The sequence below is a fragment of the Kribbella sp. NPDC048837 genome, assembly GCF_055586945.1.
Genome location: NZ_JBVJHF010000020.1, coordinates 1 through 26828 on the forward strand (window position 1 = coordinate 1; position 26828 = coordinate 26828).

Here is a 26828-nt window from a genome sequence, read left to right on the forward strand (position 1 = left end):
GAGATCACTCGAAGGATCACCCGATGACCGCGTTCACGTTCCCCGCGACGCGCCCACCGGGATCTCGTCGTACACCACTCTGCTGGACGCAACTGCCACCCGACCGTCACCGAGAACCCAGCACCGCCGGGCGCCCGTGAGTGGTTCGTCGTCGTGTGGTCGAGTCGTGGCAGTCGGTTGGTGTGGACTCCGTCGAGTCGTGGACTCGGGTGGGTAGTTGCGGCGCATCGATCGCCCGATCCCACGACTCGGCAGGTGGCCGTCGAATTCGGACGGATGGGACACCACGGCCCGCCTCGGTCACCACGGCCCGCGGTGGCTCTCGAGCGGTAGCGAGCAGAACGCGGGCGGCAGCCCGCAACTCCCGGCGGCAGCCCGCAACTCCCGGCGGCAGCCGGGAAGCACCGGCGCTAGCCGGAAACCCCCGGCGCCAGCCGGAACGGATGCACCGGCGCCAAGCCAAGGGGGGCGGGCGGGAGCGCGCGCAGCGGGGCGCGACGAGGAGCGCAGCGACGAGGAGTGCTCGCGCAGCACGCGTGGTCGGACCACGCGCGCCTCGGATCACGTTATGTATCGGTTGCGACCCGGTCGCTTGTGCGATTGTTCGCAGTACCGCTTGAATGGCGTTCGTACACTGTGCGCTCACGCTCGCGTGAATGCACTCTGTCACGACACTCGCACCGCGGGTGCCCATCTCCGGAGGCTGTAGTGAACCGGTCGTCCATCATCCGTGCGCTGCTCGCGTTCTTCGTCCTGGCGGCGTCGACGTACGTCGTGCTGACCGCCCGGCCGCAGCTCGGCCTCGACCTGCGCGGTGGGACGCAGATCGTCCTGGAGGCGAAGGACTCGCCGACGGTCAAGGCGACCAAGGAGACCACCGACAAGGCCACCCAGGTGCTGCACCGGCGGATCGACGCCCTCGGCGTCAGCGAGCCGAACGTGACGCGCCAGGGGGAGAACCGGATCATCGTCGAGCTGCCCGGCGTGCAGGACCCGCGCGAGGCGGCCAAGGTGATCGGCAAGACCGCGCAGCTCACGTTCCACGAGGTGCTCGACCAGGTCGCCGCGAAGCCGGCCAAACCCGCCGCCGGCGATCTGTATCTGCCCAGCGACACCGGGCAGGGCTTCCTGAAATTGGCCAAGCCGGCGATGACCGGCGAGCTGGTCAGCGGGGCCGAGGGACGGCTCGACCCGCAGCAGGTCACCCAGGGCTGGTTCGTCGAGATGAACTTCAAGGGTGACGGCGGCAAGATCTGGGCCAACATCACCGGCAAAGCCGCGTGCAACCCGGTCAACACCCCGCCGCGGCTGATCGCGATCGTGCTCGACAACGAGATCATCAGCGCGCCGCAGGTCGACCCGAACGGCGGGAACCAGCTTTGCAACGTCGGGATCGGCGGCGGCACCACGACGATCTCGGGCAGCTTCACCGAGGAGGAGGCCAAGGATCTGGCCGCGCTGATCTCCGGTGGCGCGCTGCCGGTGCCGGTCGAGGTGATCGACCAGCGCACGGTCGGCCCGTCGCTGGGTCAGGACGCGATCCAGGCCAGCGCGCTGGCCGCGATCATCGGGCTCGCGCTCACGGCCGTGTTCATCGTGGTCGTGTACCGCCTGGTCGGCCTGATGGCGGTCATCGGCCTGATCGGGTACGCCGGAATGTCGTACGCGGCCCTGACCGCGCTCGGAGCCACGCTCACCTTGCCCGGCCTGGCCGGCTTCGTGCTGGCGATCGGGATGGCGGTCGACGCGAACGTGCTCGTCTTCGAGCGCGCCCGCGAGGACTACACCTCCGGCCGGACCGACGGCCTGCGGCGGTCCCTGCGCAGCGGCTTCCAGAACGCGCTATCCGCGATCGCCGACTCGAACATCACCACCCTGCTCGCCGCCGGCCTGCTGTTCTTCCTGGCCGCCGGCCCGGTCCGTGGCTTCGGTGTCACGCTGTCGATCGGTGTGATCGCCTCCATGCTGTCCGCGCTGGTCGTGACCCGCGTGCTGGCCGAGTTCGCGGTGTCGCGAGGCTTCGTAGTGCGTCGCCCGGCGCTCAGCGGGATCGCGGGGCACGGCCGGGTCCGGACCTGGCTGGAGGCGAAGCGGCCGGCGCTGATGAAGCACAGCCGCCGGTGGCTGGTGATCACCGCGGTGGCGATCGTCGTGGCCCTCGCGGGCGTCTTCGTGCGCGGGCTGAATCTCGGCATCGAGTTCACCGGCGGGCGGCTGCTCGAAGTGAGTACGGCGCAGCGCATCACACCGGACCAGGCGCGCGCCGCGGTCGCTGAGGCCGGCTATCCGAACGCGGTGGTGCAGGCATCGGGCACCGACGACATCACCGTGCGGACCGGGACGATCAGCGACGACGAGGCCGAGAAGATCCGCGAATCCATCTCCCGGATCGGCGGCGGCACCGAGTTGGTCCGCAACGAGAGCATCGGTCCGTCCCTGGGTGAAGAGCTGCGGAACAAGGGCCTGATCGCGCTCGGGATCGCGCTGCTCGCCCAGCTGCTGTACCTGGCCGTCCGGTTCCGATGGACCTTCGGCGCCGGCGCCGTACTGGCGTTGGTGCAGAACGTCGCCGTGGTGGTCGGTGTGTTCGCGTGGACCGGAAAGCCGATCGACGGCATCTTCCTGGCCGCGATCCTGACGATCATCGGCTACACCGTGAACGACTCCGTCGTCGTGTTCGACCGGATCCGCGAGACCCGCAACGCCCGCTCGACCGACAACCTCGGCAGCATCATCGACACGGCGATCATCAACGTCCTGCCCCGCACGATCAACACCGGGATCTCGACGCTGTTCATCCTGTCGGCATTGCTGTTCCTCGGCGGCGACTCGCTGGCCGACTTCGCCCTGGCCCTCCTGCTGGGCATCCTCGTCGGGACGTACTCCTCCAACCTGACCGCGGCCCCACTGCTGCTGGAGCTGGAACGCCGCTACCCGGCGCCGCCGCCGCGCCCGAAGCGCCCCCAGGTGGATCGCGACGCCCAGCCCGACCGCGGCGCCGTCGTCTAGCAAGGCGTTATCCACACCCCAGCCCGCCGGATCGGAAATCTGTCCGTCCCGCGGGCTAGGGTGTGGCGGTGGGTGTCGACGTACGCGAACTGCTGGAAGCTGCTGTCTCCGGGATCGACGGGCAGACCAGGCCCGGTCAGGTGGAGATGGCGCAAGCTGTCGACACCTCGATGCACGACGGCTCCCACCTGCTGGTGCAAGCCGGTACCGGCACCGGCAAGTCGCTCGGGTACCTCGTTCCCGCGCTCCTGCACGCGATCGAGGACCGTCGCGTCGTCGTCTCCACCGCGACCCTCGCGCTGCAGTCCCAGCTCGTCGACCGCGACGTCCCCGCGCTGCTCGACGCGACGGAGAAGCTGCTGCCGCGCAGACCGTCGTACGCGATCCAGAAGGGGCGCAACAACTACGCCTGCCTGCACCGGATCCGCGAGGGCGCGCCGGACGACGACGGCATGCTCATCGACGTCCCGCCGCCCGGGCAGGTCGGCCAGCAGGTGCTCGAGCTCCGCGACTGGGCCGAGCAGCAGCTGCTCGACGGCGAGGCCGGCGACCGCGATCACGCGCCCTCACATCAGTACCAGGCCTGGCAGCAGGTCTCGATCGCCGCGCGGGAGTGCCTCGGCGCGGAGAAGTGCCCGTACGGCGAGGAATGCTTCGCGGAGAGGGCGAAGGACCAGGCCCGCAAGGCCGACATCGTCATCACCAACCACGCGCTGCTGTCGATCGACGCCTTCGAGAACCGCATCGTCCTGCCCGAGCACGACGTCGTCATCGTCGACGAGGCGCACGAGTTGCCCGCCCGCGTCACCGGCGCCGCGGGCGACGAGCTGTCGCCGCAGATGGTCGAGCGGGCCGCCAAGCGGTCCCGCCGGTTCGTCGACGACGACAAGGCCGACGACCTGATCGACGCCTCCGACGCCCTCCGCGCGGCCCTCGACGGCACCCGCGAGGGTCGCATCGAAGCCTCGAACGGTCCCGTGCTGGAGGCCGCCGCGCTCGTCCGCGACGCCGCCCGCGGGCTGTACTCCGACCTGAACAAGAAGTCCGACGACAAGGACGACGACCCCGACGGCGCGAAGCGGCAGGCGAAGGGCGCGGTCAAGGAGATCTTCGACGTCTCCGAACGCGTCGCCGCGCTGAGCGACGCCGACGTGGTCTGGATGACCGACCGCGAACGCTTCGGCCGCGAGCTCCGGATTGCACCGCTGACCGTCGCCGGCCTGCTCCGCGAGCTGGTGCTCAAGGACCGGACCGCCATCCTCACGTCCGCAACGCTCACCCTCGGCGGTGACTTCGACGCGATCGCCCGGCAGGTCGGCCTCCGCCCGGCCGACAAGCTCGAGGACGACGACGAGATGCCGGAGCTGGACTCCGACGCCGAGACCGGACCGCTGCCGTGGCGCGGTCTCGACGTGGGTTCCCCGTTCGAGTACGAGAAGCAGGCGATCCTGTACGTCGCCAAGCACCTCCCGCCGCCGCATCGCGACGGACTGGGCCAGAAGCAGTTCGACGAGATCATCGACCTGGTCACCGCCGCGGGCGGCCGGACGCTCGGGCTGTTCTCGTCGCGTCGCGCGGCCGAGGCGGCGACCGCCGCAGTGCGCGAGTCGACGGACCTGAAGGTGCTCTGCCAGGGTGATGCGCAGCTGGGGGAGTTGGCCCGTGAGTTCGTCGACGATCCGGAGACGTCCCTGTTCGGGACCCTGTCGCTCTGGCAGGGCATCGACGTACCGGGCTCGACCTGCAACCTGGTGATCATCGACCGCGTCCCGTTCCCGCGCCCGGACGAGCCGCTGATGGCCGCCCGCCAGCGTGCCGTCGACGAAGCCGGTGGGAACGGGTTCATGGCCGTCGCGGCGACCCACGCCGCGCTGCTGCTCGCGCAGGGGACCGGCCGGCTGATCCGCCGCAGCTCCGATCGCGGTGTGGTCGCGATCCTCGACCCCCGCATCGTCACCCAGCGGTACGGCGCCTTCCTGCGCGCCTCCTTGCCCCCGATGTGGCCGACCGCCGATCGTGAGAAGGTGCTCGGCGCCTTGAAGCGATTGCAATCGACATGAGTCCGGTGACCGGTCCGCCGGTGCTGCCGATGATGGCGGCCTTGGGGGAGATGCCGTCGGGTGCGGGCTGGTCGTACGAGATGAAGTGGGACGGCATCCGCGTCATCGCCGAGGTGGACTCCGGGGTCTGCCGGTTGTGGTCCCGCAACAGCCGGGACGTGTCGGGCGGGTACCCCGAGCTGATCGGCCTGTTCGATGCGCCGGGGTTGCGGCTGCCCGCCGTACTGGATGGCGAGATCGTCACCCTCGACGAGAACGGCGCACCGTCGTTCGGCCTGCTGCAGCGGCGGATGCATGTCCGGGATCCGCGGCACCTGCGGCACCTGATCACCGAGGTCCCGGTGTCGGTGCGGTTGTTCGACATCCTCCGCTTCGACGGCAAGTGGTTGCTGGAGGCAACGTACGACGACCGCCGCGGGCTGCTCGACTCGCTGGAGATCGGCGACCCGTTCTGGGAGACACCCCCCGCCTACGACGACGGCGAGGCGGCGCTGGAGCTGTCCGCGTCCACGGGTCTGGAAGGGGTGGTGGCGAAGCGCCGCAAGTCGCGGTATCTGGCCGGCCGCCGCAGCAGCGACTGGATCAAGGTCAAGCCGGTGAAGACCCGCGACGTCATCCTCTGCGGCTGGCATCCGGGGGAGGGCAACCGCGAAGGGAGGATCGGCTCCTTCTACTGCGGCGCGTACGCCGAGCCGGGCGGCGACCTGGTCCTGATCGGCAAGGTCGGCTCCGGCCTGGACTTCGCCACCCTGGACATCCTTTCCGCCGAACTGGCCGGTCTGGAGATCGACCGACCGCCGTTCGACCCGGTCGGCATCCCCACCACGGACCGTCGCCGCGCGCACTGGCTGGACCCTGTCCTGGTCGCCGAGGTCACCTACTCCGGCTGGGCCGCCGACGCCCGCCTTCGCCATCCGGTCTGGCGCGGTCTCCGCCTGGACATCAACCCCGAGTCGGTCCTCGTCGAGCGGGACTGATCAAACGACAACTGTGCGAATGCCCGGGAATGTTCACGTGCACGGGGGAAACGCCCGAAACATGCCGGTGGCACGGAATTGTTCGGAATGCGGATAGAAATGTGCGGCGCTGAGACGGTTGGTGTTCAGCTGTCTCAGAAAACAAGGGATTTCGGCCAATGCCGGCAGGACCCTCGGTGCTTCACGAGAACAACCGTTGCGCGCGGCCCCGAACCGCGCACACTGGGTCAGTCGTTCGCTTCCCTCGACGGCGCCGGCACCGCCAGCGCAGTCTCGATCTTGTCGGTCAGCTTGTCCGGCGAGTGTGTCGGCGCGTAGCGCGCGATCACCCCGCCGTCCCGGCCGATCAGGAACTTGGTGAAGTTCCACTTGATCCGTCCGCCGAGCAGGCCGCCTTGCTCACGCTTCAGCCAGTTGTACAGCGGAAGCGTCTTCGACCCGTTCACATCGATCTTGGCGAACATGGGGAACGTGACGTGATAGATCGTCGAACAGAAGTTCGCGATCTCGTTCTCGTCACCGGGCTCTTGGTGGCCGAACTGGTCGCAGGGGAAGCCGAGTACTGAGAAGCCCTGTCTGCGGTACGTCTTGTAGAGCTTCTGCAATCCCGTGTACTGGGGAGTCTGGGCACACTGCGACGCCGTATTGACCACCAGGAGCACCTGGTCGCGGAAATCGGCAAGAGACTGTTCATTGCCTTCGATCCGCCGCGCGCTGAAGTCATAGACAGTCGTCATGGTCCAATGCTGACACGACACGCCCGACTTCGCGCGCCGTCTGCGATGTCAGACTCGGCGCAGAACTGTTACGACCTTTCCGAGAATGATGGCGTCCTTGCCGTCGATCGGCTCGAACGCCGGGTTGTGTGGTAGCAGCAGGATCTCGGTCTTGGTCTTCTTGAACGTCTTCACCGTCGCCTCGCCGTCGATCATCGCGGCCACGATGTCGCCGTTCTCCGCGGTCGGCTGCTGCCGGACGACCACCCAGTCGCCGTCACAGATCGCCGCCTCGATCATCGACTCACCCTTGACCCGGAGCATGAACAGCGTGCCCTCGCCGACCATTGCCTTGGGCAACGGGAAGACCTCCTCGATCTCCTGCTCGGCCAGGATCGGCCCACCAGCGGCGATCCGGCCGACCACCGGCACGTACGCCGCGTCCGCGTGCACGTCGCCGGCTCCGGTCTCGTCGTACGTCGTCTGCCGCACCGAGCCGAGCGCCGACCGCCGGGCCGCGGCGTCGACCTCGCCCGGGTAGCGGACCTCGATGGCCCGCGGCCGGTTCGGGTCGCGGCGGAGCAGGCCCTTCTGCTCCAGCACGCGGAGCTGGTGGGACACCGACGATGAGCTGGTCAGGCCGACCCGCTCGCCGATCTCCCGCATCGACGGCGGATAGCCGCGGCTGTCCACCGAGTCGCGGATCACGTCCAGCACGCGGCGCTGGCGCGGCGTGAGACCGGTCGCGTCGGCCGGCCCGTCGGGCAGCTCGGTCACGGTCCGGTCCGCCGCCGTGGCGGCCTCCGCGGCGCGGCGCTCGTCCTTACTGGAACCGCTCGGCGTCCTGGCCATCGGTGGTTGCTCCTCAGGTCGGGCCGGTGGTCGCGCACCGGCCAAGCTTGCTCGACTGTCCTGACCGTAGACCGAATCCTGAGATTCTTCAAACATCTGTTCGAAGGCGTGTCGGTTCGCACGTCTGTTCGTGTGTCGGGTTATAAGCCGCGCGCGAGGCCGGCTCCGGTGCGGGAATTTCCCGGGCGTGTCCTGGTTGGAGGTGGTTGCGCGACGGGTGCCTGTCGGTTAATCATTCGTACAGGCGTTCGATCGAACAAGTGTTCGGGCCGGGTTGTCTCCGGAAACTGTCGGAGGCGTTCGGTAGACAGAGATCGACACCGCAGGACGTGGACTGACCGAGGTCTGGAGGATCCGATGAGCACAACGGCTCTCGCGGCAGATGCACTGGTGGGCCGCCAGGCCCCCGAGGCCGCGCCGTCCCCGAGCGGGACCCCGCGCCGCCGCCCCAGGATCGCCGGCACCACCACCGAGCCCCTCCCCGTCCGCGCCTGCTCCGGCGAGTCCCTCGGCCGTCAAGCCACCGACCGCCGAGCCACGGACCGCCAATCCACCGACCGCCGAGTCACTGACCGGCACGCCACAGACCGCGTTGCGACCAGCCGCCGCCTGGCCCTCGTCGAGCCGCGCACGGCCGGCGGGGACCTGCGCACGGCCGGCGACCTGCGCACGGCTGAGCGGGACCTGCGCACGGCCGACCGCCATCTGCGGGTTGCGCCGAGCCGCCAGGCCACCCGGCTCCGTCGGCAGATGGTGGCTGAGGCGGGGGCGCCGACCCTGCGGCTGACGCGCCGGGGCCGGATGCTGGTGAGTGCGATCTCGGTGATCGTCTTCGGTTCGGCGATCGCGGTCCTCGGCCTCCGGGTCGCCGGTGTGCTCGAGCCGGGACCGGACTTCTCCCACACGGTCCCGGTCCAGGTGGCGCCCGGCCAGACGCTGTGGTCGATCGCCCAGGACACCAATCCGACCCAGGACCCGGGCACCGTCGTCGAGAAGATCGCCGACCTGAACAAGCTCTCCAGCCCGTCCGACGTGGTCCCCGGCCAGACCCTCCAGATCCCGATCGCCCGCTGATCAGACCGTCTTGACGGCGTAGCCCATGTAGGACACGGCGGTGCCTGTCACCTGGCCGACGTCCATCAACCGGCTGAGCTCCCCGAAGGAGATCCGCCCGCGGCGAGCCCGGCCGACGTTCCAGAGCAACGAGACGCGTGACGCCCGCGGCCCGAGCCCGGTGATCTCCTCGAGCCGCAACCCGTGCAAGCGCAGACGCGCCTCGAGCTCCGCCGGCTTGATGAACATCGCCCCGGAGTGCACGTCGGAGTCGACGACCCGCGTCAGCCGCCAGTCCTGCATCAGCTTGACGACCACAAGCCTGGCCACCCAGGTCCGATTGATCGTGTCGAACAGGTAGTGCCCACCAGGCTTCAGTACGCGCGCGGTCTCGAAGACGACCCGATCCAGGTCCGACACGTGTTCGAGCACGTCACAGCAGTACGCGAGGTCGACACTCCCGTCGGCCAAGGGCAGTCGCTCGCCCGCGGCCACGGCGTACCCGATCCCCAATCCAGACGACTCCGCGTGCCCACGCGCGGTCCGGACCGACACCTCCGAGGGATCGAGACCGACGACCCGGCACCCGAGTCGAGCGAACTGTTCCGCCAGGAACCCGCCGCCACAACCGATGTCGACCGCCCGCAGGCCGGCCGGATCGAGCCCGGTCCGACGGAGTACGTCGCGGAAGTAGCTGAACCGCCCCGGCGTGAAGCTCCCGTTCAACGTGTTCAGCGGGTTGGTTTCATCCCACCAACCGTCGCCCAGCCGGTCGTAGATCTGGTTGTCGATCCCTATCGCAACCACCCCCGGCCCCAGTACATCAGCTGTTGGCCGCGCGCCATTCGTCCTCGAGGAGCGCGTAGACGTAGTCGTTGGCCCATTCGCCCTTGAAGTGCAGTGCGTGCAGGTGGTGGGCCTCGCGCCGCATCCCGAGCCGCTCCAGCAGGCGTGCCGAGGCAGTGTTGCGGTCATCCAGGATCGCGACGATCCGATGCAGGCCGAGATCCTCGAATCCGAGTCGCAGCATCTCGCGCGCCGCCTCGGCGGCCAGACCCTTGCCCTGGTAGTCGGTGTGCAGCGCGAAGCCGATCTCGCCCTGCCGGTCGGCCTCATTGGCCCACTTCAGCAGCACCTCGCCGATCACGGTCCCGGTCTCGCGGAGCTCGATCGCGAGCACCAGCCACTGGCCCGGCTCTGTCAGCTCGCCCTGGCTCAGCTTCTTCTCGAGGGCCGCCCGGGTCTCCTCGCGATTCCGGACCGGCCAAGGTGTGTAGCGGACCACCTCGGGCCGCGAGTGGAACGCGAACAGATCGTCCAGGTCGTCCCTCCGGTGCGGTCGCAGGTCGAGTCGCTCGGTCCGAAGCGGATAGGTCGGGTGCAGTCCAGGCACGGCGCCGTCCTCGGCTAGGCTGTCTAATGTCGTTAGACAGTAGCCGCTGACGCCGAGAGCCGACAACGAGGTTTCGTGACCAGACGCGATCCGTCCTCCCATGCGGCGGCAGGAATCACCGTCGCCGCGATCACCGACGCCGCCCTGGCCGTCATCCGGGCCGGCGGCGTCGACGGTCTGACGATGCGTGCCGTGGCCGAGCGCCTGCATGTCCGGGCCCCGTCGCTCTACCACCACGTGCACAACAAGGTCGACCTGCTCGATCTGGTCGCCCGGAACGCGTTCGACCGGTTCGCCGCCGACGCGACGGCGTACGCCGAGCTCGGCAGCGTGGACGAGTGGATCGCTCTCACGAAGACCGGGGCCTTGGAGCTCCGGGAGTTCTACGCCGACCACCCCGGCCTGGCCGGCTTGATCCAGTCGAAGGCCACGCCCGACCGCGATCAGGGTGAGGGCTCACGGGCCGAGTTGGTCCGTGCGCAGATCGAGTCCCTCGTGCACCTCGGCGTACCCGAGCCGCAGGCGCGCCACATCTTCGAGGTGAGCGCCCGCTGGACGCTGGCGGCCGTCGTCGCGGAGACCGCCGGCGCCACGGATCTCTTCGGCGATGGCCTCGAGCTCTTCCTGTACGGCGTTCGCGCCCGTCTCCTGGACCTCGCTACTTGACCGTTTCCAGCCACATCCCCGCATAGCGGTCGCCGTCGACAGCGGTGGCGACGTCGACGACCGTTGACGAGGGGCCGTGCGGATCGCTGGTGAGATCGGCGGACCTGTCCCGCGTGTCGACGATCGTGCGACCCCGGGACCAGCTCCCCGACAGCTCCACGCGCAGCGGGAAACGCTGGGTCGTCACCCCCGACGGATCGATCACTGCGCACACGGCACCACCGTCGCCGATGCTCGCGCCATCGGACTTGTAGAGCTCGCTCCGCTTCTCGATCAGCTTCCGCGCCAGATCCGCCGACGGCGATCCGCCCAGCCCGCGCGCCTGGTCCAGCGTGACCACGACGTCGTAGAAGACATCCAGCCCGTACATCGTCACCGGTAAGCCGAGTTCGCCGGCGGCGCTGAGTACGATCGCGGCCGCCTCCGGGTCGGTCCAGACGTTGAACTCCGCCGACGCGGTCGCGTTCCCGATCCCCGCGGCGCCGCCCATGAACACGATTTCGCGCAGTCCCGCAGCGGCCTCGGGGTACGTGCGCAGCAGCAGCGCGATATTCGTCATCGGTGCCAGCGGGATGAGCGTCACCAGCTCGCCGGTCGCCGCGCCCTCCCGCAGTACGTCACGAAGGAGCTCGACCGCATGCCGGGAGTCCGTCGTACGAGCCGACCGCGGCCAGTCGAGGTTGCCGAGTCCGTCGATGCCATGCACGTGCGGGGCGGCCCGCACGGGCTGGAGCAGCGGCACCGCGGCGCCCCGGGCCACGGGTACGTCGGATCGCCCCGCGGCCTCGAGCACTGTGAGCGTGTTGATCACCACGTCGTCCAGACCGACGTTGCCGCCGACGCAGGTCACCGCCTTGAGGTCGAGTTCGGGGTGGCGCGCGGCCAGCAGCAGGGCACAGGCGTCGTCCAGCCCCGTGTCGACATCGAGAATCACCGGCTTCATGCCGACATCCTGATGCATACGGGGGACACTCGGCGTTGGCGGTGGGTTCATCACCGGCTCGGCCGGTGTTCGTGTCGCCTTCCTACGGTCGATGTCTGTGACCCTGACCGTCGCCCCCGCGCGGGAGTCGTTCCTCCGTGAATCCGGCGCACCGCTGCGGATCTGGGCTCACCGCGGTGGCTCCGCGGCAGCGCCGGAGAACACGGCCGCCTCGGACGAGGTCGCCCGCCGCGCCGGGGTCGAGTGGATCGAGACCGACGTACAGCCGACGAAGGACGGCGTACCCGTGGTCCTGCACGACGAGACCGTCGACCGGACCACGGACGGGACCGGCGCGATCCGGTCGCTGACGGCGGCGCAGGTGGCCGGACTGGATGCGGGATCGTGGTTCGCGCCCGCGTTCGCCGGTCAACGGGTGCGGACGCTGGCGGCGCAGCTCGACGGGTTGGTGGCGCGCGGCGGCAACCTGCTGCTCGAGATCAAGGGCGTCCACCCGCGGGATTCGGTCGCGCGGATTGTCGACGAGATCCACTGCCGGGCAATGAGCGGACGTGTCTTCGTCCAGAGCTTCGAGCCGCGGCACCTGCGCTGGGTCCGTGAGCTCGCTCCCGAACTGCCGCTCGGTCTGTTGCGAGCCACGCTCGACCCGGATCCGGTCGCGATCGCGAAGGATCTGGAGTTGACGGCGTACAACCCGTCGGAGCGGGCGTTCCGGACCCGCCCGGGCATCGTCGCGGACCTGCACGCGGCCGTCGTCGCGGTCAACATCTGGACTGTCGACGATCCGGCGAGCTGGCACGCGCTGGAGCAGGCCGGCGTCGACGGCATCATCACCAACCGCCCCGCCGAGCTGGTCGGCTGGAACGCCGCGCTCGGCTCGCGGAGGGCCTGAGCGAGCTCCGTAGTTTGCGCCTCCGAAGGGTCATTCCGGCGGCGCCACGCGGGAGTACACGCGGCCGCGCGGGTGTTGAAACAGAGAGACGCGCGCGAGATTCGACCGTTCTTGCAAACTGTCGGAGCAGCGATCTAGGATCCCTAGATGTAGTGGTTACACGGGTGTAATTTTCCACAGGTAGTGGTCAGTTGCACACAGGTCATACACAGGTTGTCCCCAGGCTGATCCACAAGTCGCCGCTCCGGCGGCCCACGGGAGGAGTGATTCGTGCACTGTCCGTATTGCCGGCACGCCGACTCCCGGGTGGTCGACAGCAGGGTGGCCGAGGACGGCGGAGCGATCCGCCGCCGGCGGCAGTGCCCGGTCTGCGAGAAGCGGTTCACCACCGTCGAGCAGATGCAGCTCACGGTCGTGAAGCGTTCCGGCGCGACCGAGCCGTTCAGCCGGGAGAAGGTCATCAACGGCGTCGGCAAGGCCTGCAAGGGCCGGCCGGTGGACGTCGACGCGCTGGCCCGGCTGGGCCAGAAGGTGGAGGACGCGCTCAAGGCGAGCGGCTCGCCGGAAGTGCCCGCGCACGAGGTCGGACTCGCGATCCTCGGTCCGCTGCGGGAGCTGGACGAGGTCGCCTACCTGCGGTTCGCGAGCGTGTACCGGCAGTTCGCGTCGGCCGACGACTTCGAGACCGAGATCGCGCTGCTGCGGGCCGAGAAGGAGCCTCAGGGCACCGAGCCCAGCCCGCTGAAGCCGACCTGACAGACATAAATCGGGGATTCAGCAGTAAGAGCAACACCTGGCGTTACTCAACGGGGCGGTCCCGACAGACCGCGGCAGTACAGACACAGGGCGAGGAGCAACCATGACAGAGACGGTGACCGGCCACTCGGGGTCGACCAAGAGGTCGGCGGCCGGGTTCCGGGGGCGGAAGAACGCGCCCGCGGGACTCACCATCGAGCGCGTCTTCAGCACCGACGGGGTGCACCCGTACGACGAGGTGACCTGGGAGCGGCGCGACGTCGTCCAGCAGAACTGGAAGACGGGTGAGACCGTCTTCGAGCAGCGCGGGGTCGAGTTCCCCGACTTCTGGAGCGTGAACGCGTCCACCATCGTCACCACCAAGTACTTCCGCGGCGCGGTCGGCCACGACAACCGGGAGTGGAGCCTGCGCCAGCTGCTCGACCGGGTCGTGAAGACCTACCGCAAGGCTGGTGAGGAGCACGGGTACTTCGCCACCCCGGCCGACGCCGAGGTGTTCGAGCACGAGGTCACCTGGATGCTCCTGCACCAGTACTTCAGCTTCAACTCGCCGGTCTGGTTCAACGTCGGGACGTCCTCGCCGCAGCAGGTGTCGGCCTGCTTCATCCTCGCCGTCGACGACTCGATGGACTCGATCCTGAACTGGTACAAGGAGGAGGGCCTGATCTTCAAGGGCGGCTCCGGTGCCGGCCTGAACCTGTCCCGGATCCGCTCGTCGAAGGAGCTGCTGCAGTCCAGCGGCGGGACGGCCTCCGGCCCGGTCAGCTTCATGCGCGGTGCGGACGCCAGCGCCGGGACGATCAAGTCCGGCGGCGCCACCCGGCGTGCGGCCAAGATGGTCGTGCTCGACGTCGACCACCCCGACATCGAGGAGTTCGTCGACACCAAGATGCGCGAGGAGGAGAAGATCCGCGTGCTGCGCGACGCGGGCTTCGACATGGACCTCGGCGGTCGCGACATCACCTCGGTGCAGTACCAGAACGCCAACAACTCGGTCCGGGTCACCGACGAGTTCATGCGCGCGGTCGAGGAGAAGGGCGAGTTCGGGCTGCGGGCGCGGCTGGACAACTCGGTGATCGAGACCGTCGACGCGCGGTCGCTGTTCGACAAGATCGCCCAGGCCGCGTGGGCCTGCGCCGACCCGGGCCTGCAGTACGACGACACCATCAACGACTGGCACACCACGCCGGAGACGGGCCGGATCACCGCATCCAACCCCTGCTCGGAGTACATGCACCTCGACAACTCCTCCTGCAACCTGGCGTCGCTGAACCTGCTGAAGTTCCTCCGCGACGACGACCTGTTCGACTCGGAGAAGTTCGTCAAGGCCGTCGAGCTGATCATCACCGCGATGGACATCTCGATCTGCTTCGCCGACTTCCCGACCGAGGCGATCGGTGACACCACCCGCGCGTACCGGCAGCTCGGCATCGGCTACGCCAACCTCGGTGCGTTGCTGATGGCAACGGGTCACGCCTACGACTCCGACGGTGGTCGCGCACTGGCGGGCGCTATCACCTCGCTGATGACGGGCACGTCGTACAAGCGCTCGGCCGAGCTGGCCGGCGTCGTCGGTCCGTACGACGGCTTCGAGCGGAACAAGGACGCCCACACCCGGGTGATGCGCAAGCACGCCGCGGCCAACGACGCGATCCGGACGATCCACGAGATCGACAAGGACGTGCACAAGCACGCGACGGCCGCGTGGGACGGCGTCCTGAAGGTCGGCGGCAAGAACGGCTGGCGGAACGCGCAGGCCTCGGTGCTCGCGCCGACCGGCACCATCGGCTTCATGATGGACTGCGACACCACCGGGATCGAGCCGGACTTCTCGCTGGTCAAGTTCAAGAAGCTGGTCGGCGGCGGGTCGATGCAGATCGTCAACCAGACCGTGCCGCGGGCGCTGCGTCAGTACAACTACACCGAGGAGACGATCGAGGCGATCGTCGAGTACATCGCCGAGAACGGTCACGTGGTGGACGCGCCGGGCCTGAAGCCGGAGCACTACGAGATCTTCGACACCGCGATGGGTGAGCGCGCGATCAAGCCGATGGGCCACGTGCGGATGATGGCGGCGGCGCAGCCGTTCCTGTCCGGCGCGATCTCGAAGACGGTGAACCTGCCGGAGACCGCGACGGTCGAGGAGATCGCCGACGTCTACTTCCAGGGCTGGAAGCTCGGCCTGAAGGCGCTCGCGGTCTACCGCGACAACTGCAAGGTCGGTCAGCCGCTGGCCGACGCGAAGGCGAAGAAGGCGGCCGACACGGTCGCGGCCGAGGCCGCCGTCGCGGAGAAGATCGTCGAGAAGGTGATCGAGTACCGGCCGACCCGCAAGCGCCTGCCGAAGTCGCGGCCGTCGCGGACCACGTCGTTCTCGGTCGGTGGCGCTGAGGGCTACATGACCGCCGGCTCCTACCCCGACGACGGTCTGGGCGAGGTCTTCCTGAAGATGGGCAAGCAGGGCTCGACCCTGGCCGGCGTGATGGACGCGTTCTCGATCGCGATCTCGATCGCGCTGCAGCACGGCGTACCGCTGGAGACCTACGTCCAGAAGTTCACCAACCTGAAGTTCGAGCCGGCCGGTCTGACCGACGACCCGGACGTCCGGATGGCGCAGTCGATCATGGACTACATCTTCCGCCGCCTGGCCCTGGACTACCTGCCGTTCGACGAGCGGGCCGCCCTGGGTATCTACTCCGCGGAGGAGCGGTCCCGGCAGCTCGACACCGGTTCGTACGAGCCGGCTCCGGTCGAGGTCTCCGAGGCCGAGTCGCTGAAGTCGACCGAGCCGGCTGCCGAGGTGGCCGAGGTCACCGCGATCGCCGACAAGTCGGTCGACGCGGCCGCGGCCAAGCCGGTCAGGGGCGAGGCGCACACCACCGCCGAGATGCTCGAGCTCATCACCGGCACCTCGGTGGACGCGCCGCTCTGCTTCACCTGCGGCACCAAGATGCGGCCGAGCGGCTCCTGCTACGTCTGCGAAGGCTGCGGCAGCACCTCCGGCTGCAGCTGACCTGCGGTGCGGCTGACCATCAGCTGAAAGCGCCACGGCCCCCGGGAACTTCCCACTTTCCCCGGGGGCCGCAGCGCGTCTACCGTCGACAGCGTGGAGGAGGTTGACGATCTCCTCGCGGCCGGGGCGAAGGCGCTCGGCGACGGGGACTGGGCCGCGGCACACGCGGCGTTCGACTCGGCGGTCGGGCTGCAGGCAACCGCCGCGGGCCTGTCTGGGCTGGGTGATGCCCAGTGGTGGCTCGGCGACGCGCGCTCCGCGGTGTCCTGCTGGGAACGTGCGTACGCGCTCTTCCGCGCGACCGACCCCGTGCAGGCGGTCTTCCTGGCCTTCGGCCTGAGCCTCTTGTACGACGCCAACTTCGGCGACGGCGCCGCCGCCCAGGGCTGGGCAGCCCGGGCAGTCCGGATCGCAGCGGACGTCGACGACCCGGTCGTGCGTGCTTGGGCATCCTTGGCGCGCGCATGCTCGGCGGATGATCCGGGACAGGTCGCTGACTGGTCGGAAGCGACGTACGACGTTGCCGTGCAGGTCGGGGAGCCCGATCTCGAGCTGTGCTCACTCAGCCTCTGGGGCTCGGCGCTGATCGACCTGGGTCAGGTCCTCAACGGCATGGCCTTGCTGGACGAGGCTTTGGCCGGCGCGCTCGGTGGTGAAGGCGCCCGGCCCGACACCGTGGTCTTCACGAGCTGTCTGCTGATGAGGTCGTGCGTGCGTGGCGGCGACTTCCTCCGCGTCGTGCAGTGGACGCGATCGCTGGACAGCTTCATGGAGCGTTACGGCTGTCCGTACCTGCACGCGAGCTGCCGTGCGTCGTACGGCGCCGTACTGGTCTCCACCGGCGATTGGCCGCGGGCCGAGACCGAACTGACGGCTGCGGCTGAGCTGGCGCGTGACTCGATGCCGGCGGTCCAGGCCGAGGCGGCAGCGTTCCTGGCCGACCTTCGGCTGGGGCAGGGCCGGGTCGGCGAGGCTCGTCGGCTGCTCAGCGGCTTCGAGGACCGCACTGTCGTACAGCCTGTCCTGGCAGCGTCGTACCTGGCCGCGGGGGAGGTGGCGACGGCGGTGTCGTTCGTACGACGTCAGCTCGGGCAGACGACTCCGCTGGAGGAAGCGCGACTGCGTGAGGTGCTTGGGGCTGCTTGCCTGGCGGCCGGTGACGTCGCGGGAGCTGCTGCGGAGGCTGACCGCCTGTCTGCTTTGAGTACGGCGACCGACAGCGGGCTGATCGCAGCACGCGCGGCCCGGCTGTGTGGGCGGGCTTTGCTGGCAGAGGGGAGGTCGCGCGAGGCGGTGTCTCGGCTGTCGGCGGCACAGTCCTGGTTCGGTCTGTTGGAGATGCCGTTGGAGGTTGCGCGCACCCGGATGCTGCTGGCGGAGGCCATGGCTGCCGATGACCCCGCGCCCGCGGTGGCGGAAGCGCGAATCGCTCTCGCGGTCTTCGAAGATCTGGGTGCAGCTACTGACGCCGACGTGGCCGCTGCCTGGCTGCATGCCGCGGGGGCAAGTGCTGCCCGGGTCGGCCCGCGCGGTCTCGGTCTGCTCACCAAGCGGGAACACGACGTACTCGAGGTGCTGGCGGAGGGCCTGCCCAATCCGGAGATCGCGGCCCGGCTGTACATCAGCCGCCGTACGGTCGAGCACCACGTCGCCAGCATCCTGTCGAAGCTCGGCGCCCGGAACCGGACCGAGGCGGCCGCCTACCTGACCCGGGCGACCGAATAGGCGAGTTCACCGATGCTCGCGGTCATCTCCCGGCGCGATGCTGCCGTGGGAGGTAATCGACATGACTGAAACAGTGCTCGACACCACGCGCATCGAGGCCTTCGGGGCCCGGATGGGCGACGTACTCAACCAAGGGGTGCTCACCCTGCTGATGAGCATCGGCCACCAGGTCGGGCTCTTCGACACGCTCGCCGAGCTGCCGGAGTCCACCAGCCACGAGATCGCCGGTGCGGCCGGCCTGAACGAGCGGTACGTGCGGGAGTGGCTGGGCGCGATGACCGTCGCCCAGGTGGTGGAGTACGACGCTCGCCGTCGTACATACTGGTTGCCGCGGGAACACGCCGCCTTCCTGACCCGGGCCGCGGGACCGGACAACCTTGCCGGGGCGACCCAGTTCATCGCATTGCTGGCCGGGGTCGAGTCGCGGGTCGCGGACTCTTTCCGCCACGGGGGTGGGGTGCCGTACGCGGAGTTCACCGAGTTCCACCGGCTGATGGCTGAGGACAGCGGTGCACTCTTCGACGCGGCGTTGCTCCACTCGATCCTGCCGCTGGTGCCCGGGCTGCCGGATCGGCTCGCTGAAGGTATCGACGTTGCCGACGTCGGCTGCGGTAGTGGGCACGCGATCAACCTGATCGCCGGCGCCTACCGTCGCAGCCGGTGCGTCGGCTACGACTTCTCCGCCGAAGGCATCGCGGCCGCTCACGCCGAGGCGGCGGCGCTCGGGCTCACCAACGCGGACTTCGTCGTCCGCGATGTCAGCGAACTGGGGGAGTACGAACGCTTCGATCTCGTCACCGCGTTCGACGCGATCCACGACCAGGCTCATCCCGCCCAGGTCCTGGCCGGTATCGCGGCCGCTCTGCGCCCCGGCGGGACCTTCCTGATGGTCGACATCCGCGCCTCCAGCAACTTGGAGGACAACCTCGACAATCCGTTCGCCACGTTCCTCTACGGCATCTCGACCATGCACTGCATGACCGTCTCGTTGTCCCTCGACGGCGACGGTCTCGGAGCAGTCTGGGGCGAACAGAAGGCCCGTCAGATGCTGGCCGACGCCGGCTTCTCCTCGGTCCAGGTAACCCACGTCGAGGCCGACGTCTTCAATGCCTACTACATTGCCCAGAAGTAGCCTGGAAGCGCTCCCAGCCCGCGCCCTATGATCGCCCTCCAACCACACAACCGGGAGCGCCCCATGCCCACCCCGCCCAGACACCAACCCACGTTCCGCAGCATGTCCGCCGCGTTCAGGCCTGTGCCCACCACGTTCCGACGGGTCGCCGCCGTACTCGCCGCTGGTCTGCTGTCCGCGTGTCTGCTGACCATCGCCCCGGCGTACGCGAACACAGCCGCGAACTGCTACGCGCACCCGTCCAAGGAACTGCTCAACCCGCGCCTGAGCTCAGCTGTCTACTGCACCGACGGCGAATGGTTGGGCGTCCACGACGAACAGGCGGACGGTCACAGCGCCCGCGCCGCGATCCAGCTCTATCAAAGCCAAGTCGGCTTCTGGTACGACGCCCACGAGTGCTTCGACGACACCACCGTCTCGGACTACCAGGGCTGGTCCTTCTGCAACTTCTCCGTCCCCGACGGAACTCTCGTCCGCATCCGCCTCTGGTCCCAGAGCAACGGCGTCGAATCCGACTCGGTCGTCACCGGCAGCTTCACCACCTGATCAACCCCGGTTGCCCTCGGCAACCGAAATGGCCCGCTCAAGCGTCTGCCGCGCACGAGCCAACTCAGCAGCGCGATCCTCGAGCCGACTCAGCTGCAGCCGCAACTTGTCCAGCACCCCCGGACACGGACTGAGCGACCCATCCGTATGAGCGCAAGGCAAAACCTGTTTGATGACGCTCGTGGACAGACCCGCGGCCAACAACCCGCGGATCTGCCTCACCGTCGACTCAGCCGCCTCGTCGTACTCCCGATACCCATTGGCCAGCCGCCGCGACTCCAACAACCCAATGCCTTCGTAATACCGAAGCAACCGCTCACTGGCCCCGGTCCGCCGAGCCAACTCCCCGATCAACATCCCATCTCCACCAGCGATGCCGCAGGCCGCGGCGAGCCGATCTCGCCCTTCCCGGCACCAACCTCCAACCCCGCCCACCACATTCCGCGCGTGCACGCTCCACGCAGCGCGTCTACGCCGCAGTCGCGCATCTCCGCCGCAGTGCCCGCGGGACGAGGTCGCCGGCGGGTACGACGCTCAGCCCGACTGCAACTCGCACTCGGGCCCTGGGACTGGGACTCAGTGGCCGGCGCGGTCTGAGTCGGCGGCTGGTCTGGCGGTGCCGTCGAGGGCTGACAGCGCGGCCAGCTCGGTGTCGGTGAGGTCGAAGTCGAAGACGGCCAGGTTCTCCGCGAGCCGGTCGCGGTTGACTGACTTCGGGATGGGCACCACGCCCTGCTGCGTCTCCCACCGCAGGACCATCTGGCCCGGCGTTCGCCCGTGCGCCTTGGACATGTCCTGCAGTGTGGGATGGCTCAGCAGGTTGGTCCCCTTCCCGAGCGGACTCCACGCCTCGGTCACGATCCCGTGCTCCGCATGGAACTCCCGCTCGGCCGCCTTCGCCCACACCGGACTCAGCTGGACCTGATTCACCTCCGGCGCCACTCCGGTCTCGTCGATCAACCGCTGCAAGTGCGACGGCTTGAAGTTCGACGTACCGATCGCCCGCACCAGCCCAGCGTCCCGCAGCGCGATCAGCCCTCGCCAAGCATCGACGTACCGGTCCTGCCCCGGATTCGGCCAGTGGATCAGCAGCAGGTCGAGATACTCCACGCCCAGCTTCTCCGTGCTCGCCTCGAACGCGACCCGCGGACCCTCGACGCTGTGCCACCGCTTGTTGAACTTCGATGTCACGAACACCTCGTCCCGAGGAATCCCGCGCAGCGCCCGCCCGACACCGACCTCGTTCCGGTAATTCTCCGCCGTATCCACCAGCCGATACCCGAGCTCGAGCGCAGTACTGACCGCCCGCTCGGCATCCGCGTCGTTCAGCGGCGACGTGCCCAACCCGACCCGTGGCATCACCGCACCGTGACTCAACGTGATCGTCGAAACCTGACTCATCCGTCTCCTCCTTCGGCAGCCGCTGCGCCGCCACGGTACGTCGATCACGGTCCGCGCCCGCCGCCAGGCGCCCCGATTCCGCCGTACGTCGTACGGTCCGGGCCGGCCATCTCAGCATCGGCGGACCGGGAAGCGAACTGTCGGATCCGTGGTTCATCATGGTGCCCCGGGGCTCGAAACACGTGGGAGGGATGGGCGAATGAAGAATCGGCTGATCACTCTGGTGGACCTCGGTCTGGACAGTTCGTTCGACGCGTCGATGACCTTCGTCCAGGGCATCACCGGGAACATCAACGCCGGGTGGGACCAGCCGGTCATCGACGTGAACTTCGTCCGGACCCGCGACCACGAGACCGCGTTCTCCGCTCTCACCACGCCCTCGACGGTGCTGCACGTGATGGCACACGGTGACCACAGCGAGGAGCCCTCCTTCCTGTCGACCGACGGAAAGACCCAGGTTTCCCTGCGCTCGCTCGCCGAATGGTTCCTGGATCGGCAGTGGGGGATCGCCAGTGGTGTCGTCATCGCCGACGGTTGCAAGACCGGCATCGGCAAGTGGCAACGCGCCATCCGCGACTGCCTCCAGGACGACATCACCTACATCGGCACCAGCACCGTCATCGGCTGGTACGAGGCGACCGTTTTCTGCTCCGCCTTCTACGGCGCCCTGGTCCGCAACCGCGGCCTCGGCCGCACGCCGGCCGAGCAAGGCTGGGACGCCGCCAACCGAGCCATCCGCGCCTACGAGACCCTCACCGACGCCCGCTGCCCCTACAAGCCCGTCCTCCTCACGCCGTCCCGCCGAGCCCTCCGCTCCCTCACCGGCTGACCCGTCCCGCGGTCGGCGCCCGGCCGCATGGAGTGAGACCGGCCGGGTGCCGTCCGCGGACTGAGAGCCGACACGCGTGTAGCGGCTACTTTGGGTGAGCCATGTGAAACTTTTGGTGGGCTCGCCGTGGGGCGCAGTCCTCCGCGGTCCGGGTTGCCGGTGACCTGGACGGTGCAGGGACGGGGAAGCCGTCCGGTACGCATTGATCGATCTGTTGACGTCCGCCTGACGTGGTGAAGGAACGCCGCCATGAAGCTTCACCGGAACTCCCTCCTGACGGCTGCCGCGATTGTTCTGGTCCTGTACGTCGTGTCGCTCGTCGTCGGCCTGCCGGCATGGGCCGCGGTCGTGCTGACTGTGGTGTTGCTGGTGCTGCTGGCCGTGGTCTGGAAGCAGCCGGACGAACCCCGTCCTGTCGTGACCACGCAGCCAACAGCGCCATCCGTCGTACTGCCGGATCGGGAACCTGTGTTCTCCGGGCCGCCGTCGCGGACGGTCGCCGACGTCCGGCTGCCGTCTGCCTCGCCGGACTTCCAGTTCAGCTTCTCGGCGATCGTGCAGTGGTCGACCGTGCTGTCCGGCTCGCGGCACGCCGACCTCGGCGCGGTCGCGGTCGATGCCTTGCTCGACCGGGCCCGAGCGCTGACCGCGCGGCAGCAGGTCACCGAGGAGTCGCTCAACCAGCACCGCTTGGCCGCGATCCTCGGCGAGCCTGCGCTCGACGAGAAGGGACAGGTCCGCAGCTGGGCCACCGAGGTCCGGCTGCGGTTGCCGGACGCGGACCAGAAGCACCTTCAGCACCTCGCCGCCCTGCACCGCCGGGAGCAGACGACTCTGCTCGAACGCCGGATGGAGCAGGACAAACGCGCGTACCTGAAGGACGACGTCTTCGCCACACCTGGATCGGCCGCGGTCTGGTGGCTCGTGAATCATCCCGGCGAGGTCGAGAACGCTGTCGGCCTTCTGGACACTCTCTCCGAGCTGTCCGCCGCTGCTAACGATCTGCCGGCACGACGCTCGTCTGCTGAGGCGATCGACCGTCCGACACCGACCCGCGCCGAGATTGCCTTCAGCGCCGCGGTCGACGAACTTGCCGAGACGGATGACGCGAAGGATCTGACCGACGGATCGCAGCAACGGCCTGTCCATCGGCACGCCGGCTCTCACCAAACCACCGATCAGACCAGGCCGCAGGCTGCCAGGTCCAACGTGAATGGATCGGCGACCAAGTCGAGGTCGGCCAAGGATGTCCACGGCGAGTACCGGGAGCAGTTCTACTCGGAGTAGGCCGGTGAGGCGGGCCGGTTGCAGGGGATGCCCGCCCCACCGAGTTCGGGTGCGCATGGTCACTCGTCCAGCCATCGGATGGTGGTCGCGCCGTTGTGACCGTGGATGCTGAGGAGAGCGTCGACACCATCGGGCCAGACCGTGGTCGTCGGATAGCGCCCGCCCCAGTGCAGGGCGATCGTCCCGTCGGACCACTCGACTCCCTCCGCGACGACGCCCGTACCGCTGATGCCGGAGACGTCGACATGGCGGACCAGCTGGAAGCAGCGTGGCCCGGACTTGTTCGCGACTTTCAGGTGACGCCGTCGCGGGGTCCGCGGCAGCGTCGCGGTTCGACCGCTGATCTCGTCCATGCGCAGCAGTCAACCCGTGGTTCGGCGGCCTCACCAGGAACTCGACCGGTATCCACAGCGCACAAATTCTGCCCTCCGAAGGGTCACTGATCGCCATATTCTCATTGCAGGGAGTAGCCGACAGACGCAAGGAGCGATACCGATGACAGTCATCGACGAATGGACCGGCCGGCACGCACACGCCTTGCGGACGGCGCTGCGGTTGACCAACGAGGCGTTCGCGGACCGCCTTGGCATCTCGCCGCGCACGGTCACCAAGTGGCGCGAGCGTCCGGAGATGGTGCCCAGCCCGCATCTCCAGGACGCACTCGACACCTCGCTCAGTCAGGCACCACCCGAGGCCCGGGTCAGGTTCGCGGCCAACCTGGGCGTCGAGCAAACCCGATTACCAGTCGATCATTCGGTGCTGAACCAGCTCAATGTGGCGCTCGCCGACTTGGCCCGCGCGCTCGCGCGTCTGGAGTCCGATGATCCGGAGCGATCACCGGCGCGCTGATCACTGGCGCACTGATCGCCGGGTGCACACTGGCCTGCGCAGCACGACGTACCGGAAGGAGCTGCGGATGAGGCGACGCCCGGTGGAATCGTCGAGTGTGCGATCGGTCGGCTGGTCCGACGGAACGCTGGAGCTTGAGTACGTCAACGGCTACGTCTACCAGTACTACGAGGTCCCGCAGCCGACCTACGCTGGCCTGCTCGCCGCACCGAGCATCGGCGCGTACATCAACAAGCACATCAAGCCGCACTACGAGTTCCGCGAGGTCTGAGTTTCCACGGCGATCGCGGCGGGCACCGGAGGGGCCGATCCACACGGGGGTGCGCCCAACCAGGAGGTGGAGATGCGCACTCGTAGAGCCTCTACGACAAGTTCTCGCGCTATCGCAATCATCGTTGCTGTCTGGCTGCTCATCGGCCTGGCGGCCGCGGCACAGCGGAACTACTTCGCGGGTTCCGATGCAACGTGCGCCAAGGTGGGCACGACGCTGGTCACCATCCTCGTCGGCCCGCTGAACTACGTCGGTGCCAATCCGAAGATCGACTGCTCGGCACCGCAGCCGTCCAGGTAATCCCGCCTCGCGGCGAACCATGTCCGCCGTAGCGTTCCTCCCGAGGCTCCGGGTCACGGAGCCGAGGGAGGGACATGGACTTTCTACGCAAGGGAATCGAGGCGGATCTCGAGCGATTCACCGTGCCCGGCGCGAGCTGGGCGGTGATCGAACACGGCGAGATCAGCCAGGTCGGGTCGGCGGGGCTGGTGGAAGCGGGCGGCTCGACGGCCGTCACCCCGGACACGCTGTTCCAGGCGGCGTCGATCAGCAAGCCGATCGCCGTACTCGCCATGCTCAGGCTGGTCGATCGCGGGTTGCTCGACCTCGACGAGGACGTGAACCGCAAGCTCACGTCCTGGCAGGTCCCACCGACAGGTCATTGGCAGCCCGTCGTCACCTTGCGCCAGTTGGCGAGCCATAGTGCCGGTCTGACCGTGTCCGGGTTCCCGGGGTATCGCCACGATGACGTACTGCCGACAACCCTGCAGATCCTCGACGGTGTGCGACCGACCAACACCTTCGGCGTCCGCGTCGATCTAGTGCCGGGAACGCAGTTCCGATACGCCGGAGGCGGCACGACCGTCATGCAGCAGCTCCTCGAGGACGTGACAGGCACACCGCTCCGACAGCTGGTCCGTGAGCTGGTGCTGAAACCACTCAGCATGTCAGACAGCGACTACGCCCAGCCGCTGCCGCCGGAGCTCCACGCGAGAGCTGCGACTGCGCACGACGAGCTAGGTCGCCCGATAGACGGCCGATGGCACACCTACCCGGAGCTGGCCGCGGCAGGGCTGTGGACGACACCGACCGACCTCGCGAAGTTCGCCATCGGTGTGCAGCGCATGTACGCCGGCGGCGAAGGCGCACTGCTGCCGCCAGAGCTTGCCCGCGAGATGCTGACGCCTCAGATCGCCGCAAGCCAGCGGATCGGTGGGCTGAGCCACCTCGGTCTTGGACTGTTCCTGGACGACTCCGGGCATCGCTTCGGCCACAGCGGTGGCAACGCGGGGTTCCGGTGCCATCTGCTGGCGTATCGCGACACGGGCCAAGGCGCTGTCGTGATGACCAGTGGGGATCGGGGCATCTGGGTGGTGCTGAGGGCGTTCGCCGCGGCCGCGGCGGCGTACGGCTGGGAGGGTTACCCGCAGGATGACCCAGTCCCGGATCTGCCGGCCGAGGACGTGCTCGCTGAGCTTGTCGGTGCGTACCGGCTGGAAGGCAAGACGGCGTTCGAGGTCGAGCGGTGGGGGAGTGGGCTCGAGGTGACGTTCGACGGCCAGCGTCCGCTGCGTTTTCTGGCGCAGTCGGCGACGCGCTTCGGTGCGGTAGGCCCAGATGCCGAGCTGGAGATTCGCGAGGGCCAGCTGGTCTTCCACCAGGGCGGCGCGGAGCTCGATTGCACCCGGGAATAGGTGCTGGGGTGGCCTGGTTACACCTGGTGCCGCTCGGTTCAAGACCCCGGGCCTCAACCTAAGCCGCTACGAGCGGCCACTCGCCGAGAGGCGTCTGCTGGGCGGTGCAGGACCTGACAAGTGGGAGCCGGTCAACCGGCTCCCACTTGGTCGCTCGCCGTACGACGGTGGGCTTCAACCGACGTACGACGCTCAGCGCCGGCCTCCGGTACGGCGCTGAGCGATGACCTCTCGTGTCGGGCGGGGATCGGCGGGCTGTGGATGGCTCGAGATAACCGCTTGAGTCGTGCGGCATCATGGGAAGTGTCGCCCGCGGAGACGCGAGTGAGTGATGTGACCAGAGGGACGACCACTGCTTCGCGTCAGCGCCGGTTCACCGGCTCCGAAGGAGGCTGGTTGGGAGCCCGGACAGGGTCCGGGACCCCGATTTGCATCTGCACCGCGAATGTCAGTAATGTTCTTCTTGTTGGAGCGAGGCGCGGGACGCGAAAGCGGCCGGCAGCTCCGACAAACTCCCTGAAGGACAAGGTAGCCGAAACACGCCTCGGCGGGTTTTCGGTCACTGAGTCACGCAGGGGGGACTGGGACGAAAGAGGCCGATTTGACCGGCCCCGGACGAAACAGTAAAGTTGGGCGAGTTGCCCCGGAGCTTCAAACGAAAGTCTGAAGCGCGGTGTGCGTCCGATTCTTGAGAACTCAACAGCGTGCCGAAAGTCAATGCCGAAATTGCATTAACCCCGTACATAGGCATTGGGCGATCTTTT

The 26828-nt window shown here is 68.4% G+C and carries 25 protein-coding genes; 17 read left to right on the plus strand and 8 right to left on the minus strand.

The genetic code is table 11. The features are described from left to right. Positions 1–708: 708 nt before the first annotated feature. The 3 genes from secD (at position 709) to ligD (ending at position 6046) form a co-directional block, all read left to right on the plus strand. The gene (secD, locus tag ACZ6O0_RS43725) at positions 709–3009 is read left to right on the plus strand and encodes a protein translocase subunit SecD (protein WP_465771033.1); all 2301 of its coding nucleotides are present in this window, start codon (positions 709–711) and stop codon (positions 3007–3009) included. A 62-nt stretch (positions 3010–3071) separates the two neighbouring features. Further along, positions 3072–5069, plus strand: coding sequence for an ATP-dependent DNA helicase (locus ACZ6O0_RS43730; protein ID WP_465771034.1), 1998 nt, complete (start codon positions 3072–3074; stop codon positions 5067–5069). Then, the gene (gene ligD, locus ACZ6O0_RS43735; RefSeq protein WP_465771035.1) at positions 5066–6046 is read left to right on the plus strand and encodes a non-homologous end-joining DNA ligase; all 981 of its coding nucleotides are present in this window, start codon (positions 5066–5068) and stop codon (positions 6044–6046) included. Before ACZ6O0_RS43730 ends, ligD begins: the two co-directional genes overlap by 4 nt. 227 nt (positions 6047–6273) lie before the next feature. On the opposite strand, the gene ACZ6O0_RS43740 is transcribed toward ligD, so the two are convergent. Further along, positions 6274–6783 (minus strand): glutathione peroxidase, encoded by a 510-nt coding sequence (locus ACZ6O0_RS43740; RefSeq protein ID WP_465771036.1) that lies wholly within the window; start codon positions 6781–6783, stop codon positions 6274–6276. A 48-nt stretch (positions 6784–6831) separates the two neighbouring features. Beyond that, positions 6832–7614 (minus strand): transcriptional repressor LexA, encoded by a 783-nt coding sequence (lexA, locus tag ACZ6O0_RS43745; protein WP_465771037.1) that lies wholly within the window; start codon positions 7612–7614, stop codon positions 6832–6834. 357 nt (positions 7615–7971) lie between these two features. Here lexA and ACZ6O0_RS43750 point away from each other — a divergent pair, with 357 nt between their 5' ends. Beyond that, entirely contained in the window at positions 7972–8688 is a 717-nt protein-coding gene (locus ACZ6O0_RS43750; protein WP_465771038.1) for a LysM peptidoglycan-binding domain-containing protein, read from the plus strand. Here ACZ6O0_RS43750 and ubiG read toward each other — a convergent pair whose 3' ends face one another. Both ubiG and ACZ6O0_RS43760 read right to left on the minus strand, forming a co-directional pair. Then, on the minus strand, positions 8689–9474 hold the full coding sequence (ubiG, locus tag ACZ6O0_RS43755) for a bifunctional 2-polyprenyl-6-hydroxyphenol methylase/3-demethylubiquinol 3-O-methyltransferase UbiG (RefSeq protein ID WP_465771039.1): 786 nt from the start codon (positions 9472–9474) through the stop codon (positions 8689–8691). Between the two features lie 16 nt (positions 9475–9490). Continuing rightward, positions 9491–10060 carry a GNAT family N-acetyltransferase gene (locus tag ACZ6O0_RS43760; RefSeq protein ID WP_465771040.1) on the minus strand — a complete coding sequence of 190 codons (570 nt, stop codon included), beginning with the start codon at positions 10058–10060 and terminating at the stop codon, positions 9491–9493. 75 nt (positions 10061–10135) lie between these two features. Here ACZ6O0_RS43760 and ACZ6O0_RS43765 point away from each other — a divergent pair, with 75 nt between their 5' ends. Continuing rightward, positions 10136–10726 (plus strand): TetR/AcrR family transcriptional regulator, encoded by a 591-nt coding sequence (locus ACZ6O0_RS43765; RefSeq protein ID WP_465771041.1) that lies wholly within the window; start codon positions 10136–10138, stop codon positions 10724–10726. Here the strand turns inward: ACZ6O0_RS43765 and ACZ6O0_RS43770 are convergent. Next, positions 10719–11669 (minus strand): nucleoside hydrolase, encoded by a 951-nt coding sequence (locus ACZ6O0_RS43770; RefSeq protein WP_465771042.1) that lies wholly within the window; start codon positions 11667–11669, stop codon positions 10719–10721. The genes ACZ6O0_RS43765 and ACZ6O0_RS43770 overlap by 8 nt on opposite strands. A gap of 91 nt (positions 11670–11760) precedes the next feature. Between ACZ6O0_RS43770 and ACZ6O0_RS43775 the strand changes: the two genes are divergently transcribed. From ACZ6O0_RS43775 to ACZ6O0_RS43800, 6 genes are all read left to right on the plus strand, one after another. Continuing rightward, positions 11761–12561 carry a glycerophosphodiester phosphodiesterase gene (locus ACZ6O0_RS43775; protein ID WP_465771043.1) on the plus strand — a complete coding sequence of 267 codons (801 nt, stop codon included), beginning with the start codon at positions 11761–11763 and terminating at the stop codon, positions 12559–12561. Between the two features lie 270 nt (positions 12562–12831). Continuing rightward, complete coding sequence (gene nrdR / locus ACZ6O0_RS43780) at positions 12832–13317, plus strand: transcriptional regulator NrdR (RefSeq protein ID WP_465771044.1); 486 nt, start codon at positions 12832–12834, stop codon at positions 13315–13317. Positions 13318–13420: 103 nt separating this feature from the next. Beyond that, complete coding sequence (locus ACZ6O0_RS43785) at positions 13421–16330, plus strand: vitamin B12-dependent ribonucleotide reductase (RefSeq protein WP_465771045.1); 2910 nt, start codon at positions 13421–13423, stop codon at positions 16328–16330. 93 nt (positions 16331–16423) lie between these two features. Continuing rightward, positions 16424–18055: a helix-turn-helix transcriptional regulator gene (locus tag ACZ6O0_RS43790; protein WP_465771046.1), complete on the plus strand. Its 1632-nt coding sequence runs from the start codon at positions 16424–16426 to the stop codon at positions 18053–18055. 61 nt (positions 18056–18116) lie between these two features. Beyond that, on the plus strand, positions 18117–19187 hold the full coding sequence (locus ACZ6O0_RS43795) for a class I SAM-dependent methyltransferase (protein ID WP_465771047.1): 1071 nt from the start codon (positions 18117–18119) through the stop codon (positions 19185–19187). 102 nt (positions 19188–19289) lie between these two features. Next, on the plus strand, positions 19290–19733 hold the full coding sequence (locus ACZ6O0_RS43800; protein ID WP_465771048.1) for a hypothetical protein: 444 nt from the start codon (positions 19290–19292) through the stop codon (positions 19731–19733). On the opposite strand, the gene ACZ6O0_RS43805 is transcribed toward ACZ6O0_RS43800, so the two are convergent. Continuing rightward, entirely contained in the window at positions 19734–20090 is a 357-nt protein-coding gene (locus tag ACZ6O0_RS43805) for a MerR family transcriptional regulator (RefSeq protein WP_465771049.1), read from the minus strand. A gap of 219 nt (positions 20091–20309) precedes the next feature. Next, positions 20310–21134, minus strand: a complete 825-nt coding sequence (locus ACZ6O0_RS43810; protein WP_465771050.1) for an aldo/keto reductase — start codon at positions 21132–21134, stop codon at positions 20310–20312. A 199-nt stretch (positions 21135–21333) separates the two neighbouring features. Between ACZ6O0_RS43810 and ACZ6O0_RS43815 the strand changes: the two genes are divergently transcribed. Together ACZ6O0_RS43815 and ACZ6O0_RS43820 are read left to right on the plus strand one after the other, a co-directional pair. Next, positions 21334–21963: a hypothetical protein gene (locus ACZ6O0_RS43815; protein ID WP_465771051.1), complete on the plus strand. Its 630-nt coding sequence runs from the start codon at positions 21334–21336 to the stop codon at positions 21961–21963. 249 nt (positions 21964–22212) lie between these two features. Further along, complete coding sequence (locus tag ACZ6O0_RS43820) at positions 22213–23250, plus strand: hypothetical protein (RefSeq protein WP_465771052.1); 1038 nt, start codon at positions 22213–22215, stop codon at positions 23248–23250. 59 nt (positions 23251–23309) lie between these two features. On the opposite strand, the gene ACZ6O0_RS43825 is transcribed toward ACZ6O0_RS43820, so the two are convergent. Then, positions 23310–23603 carry a hypothetical protein gene (locus tag ACZ6O0_RS43825; protein WP_465693573.1) on the minus strand — a complete coding sequence of 98 codons (294 nt, stop codon included), beginning with the start codon at positions 23601–23603 and terminating at the stop codon, positions 23310–23312. Positions 23604–23745: 142 nt separating this feature from the next. Here ACZ6O0_RS43825 and ACZ6O0_RS43830 point away from each other — a divergent pair, with 142 nt between their 5' ends. From ACZ6O0_RS43830 to ACZ6O0_RS43845, 4 genes are all read left to right on the plus strand, one after another. Further along, a complete protein-coding gene (locus tag ACZ6O0_RS43830) occupies positions 23746–24099 on the plus strand; it encodes a helix-turn-helix domain-containing protein (RefSeq protein ID WP_465771053.1) in 354 nt (117 codons plus the stop codon). Between the two features lie 67 nt (positions 24100–24166). Next, positions 24167–24370, plus strand: coding sequence for a KTSC domain-containing protein (locus tag ACZ6O0_RS43835; RefSeq protein ID WP_465771054.1), 204 nt, complete (start codon positions 24167–24169; stop codon positions 24368–24370). A gap of 72 nt (positions 24371–24442) precedes the next feature. Further along, on the plus strand, positions 24443–24670 hold the full coding sequence (locus ACZ6O0_RS43840; RefSeq protein ID WP_465771055.1) for a hypothetical protein: 228 nt from the start codon (positions 24443–24445) through the stop codon (positions 24668–24670). 74 nt (positions 24671–24744) lie between these two features. After that, positions 24745–26064, plus strand: a complete 1320-nt coding sequence (locus ACZ6O0_RS43845; RefSeq protein WP_465771056.1) for a serine hydrolase domain-containing protein — start codon at positions 24745–24747, stop codon at positions 26062–26064. Positions 26065–26828 lie beyond the last annotated feature (764 nt).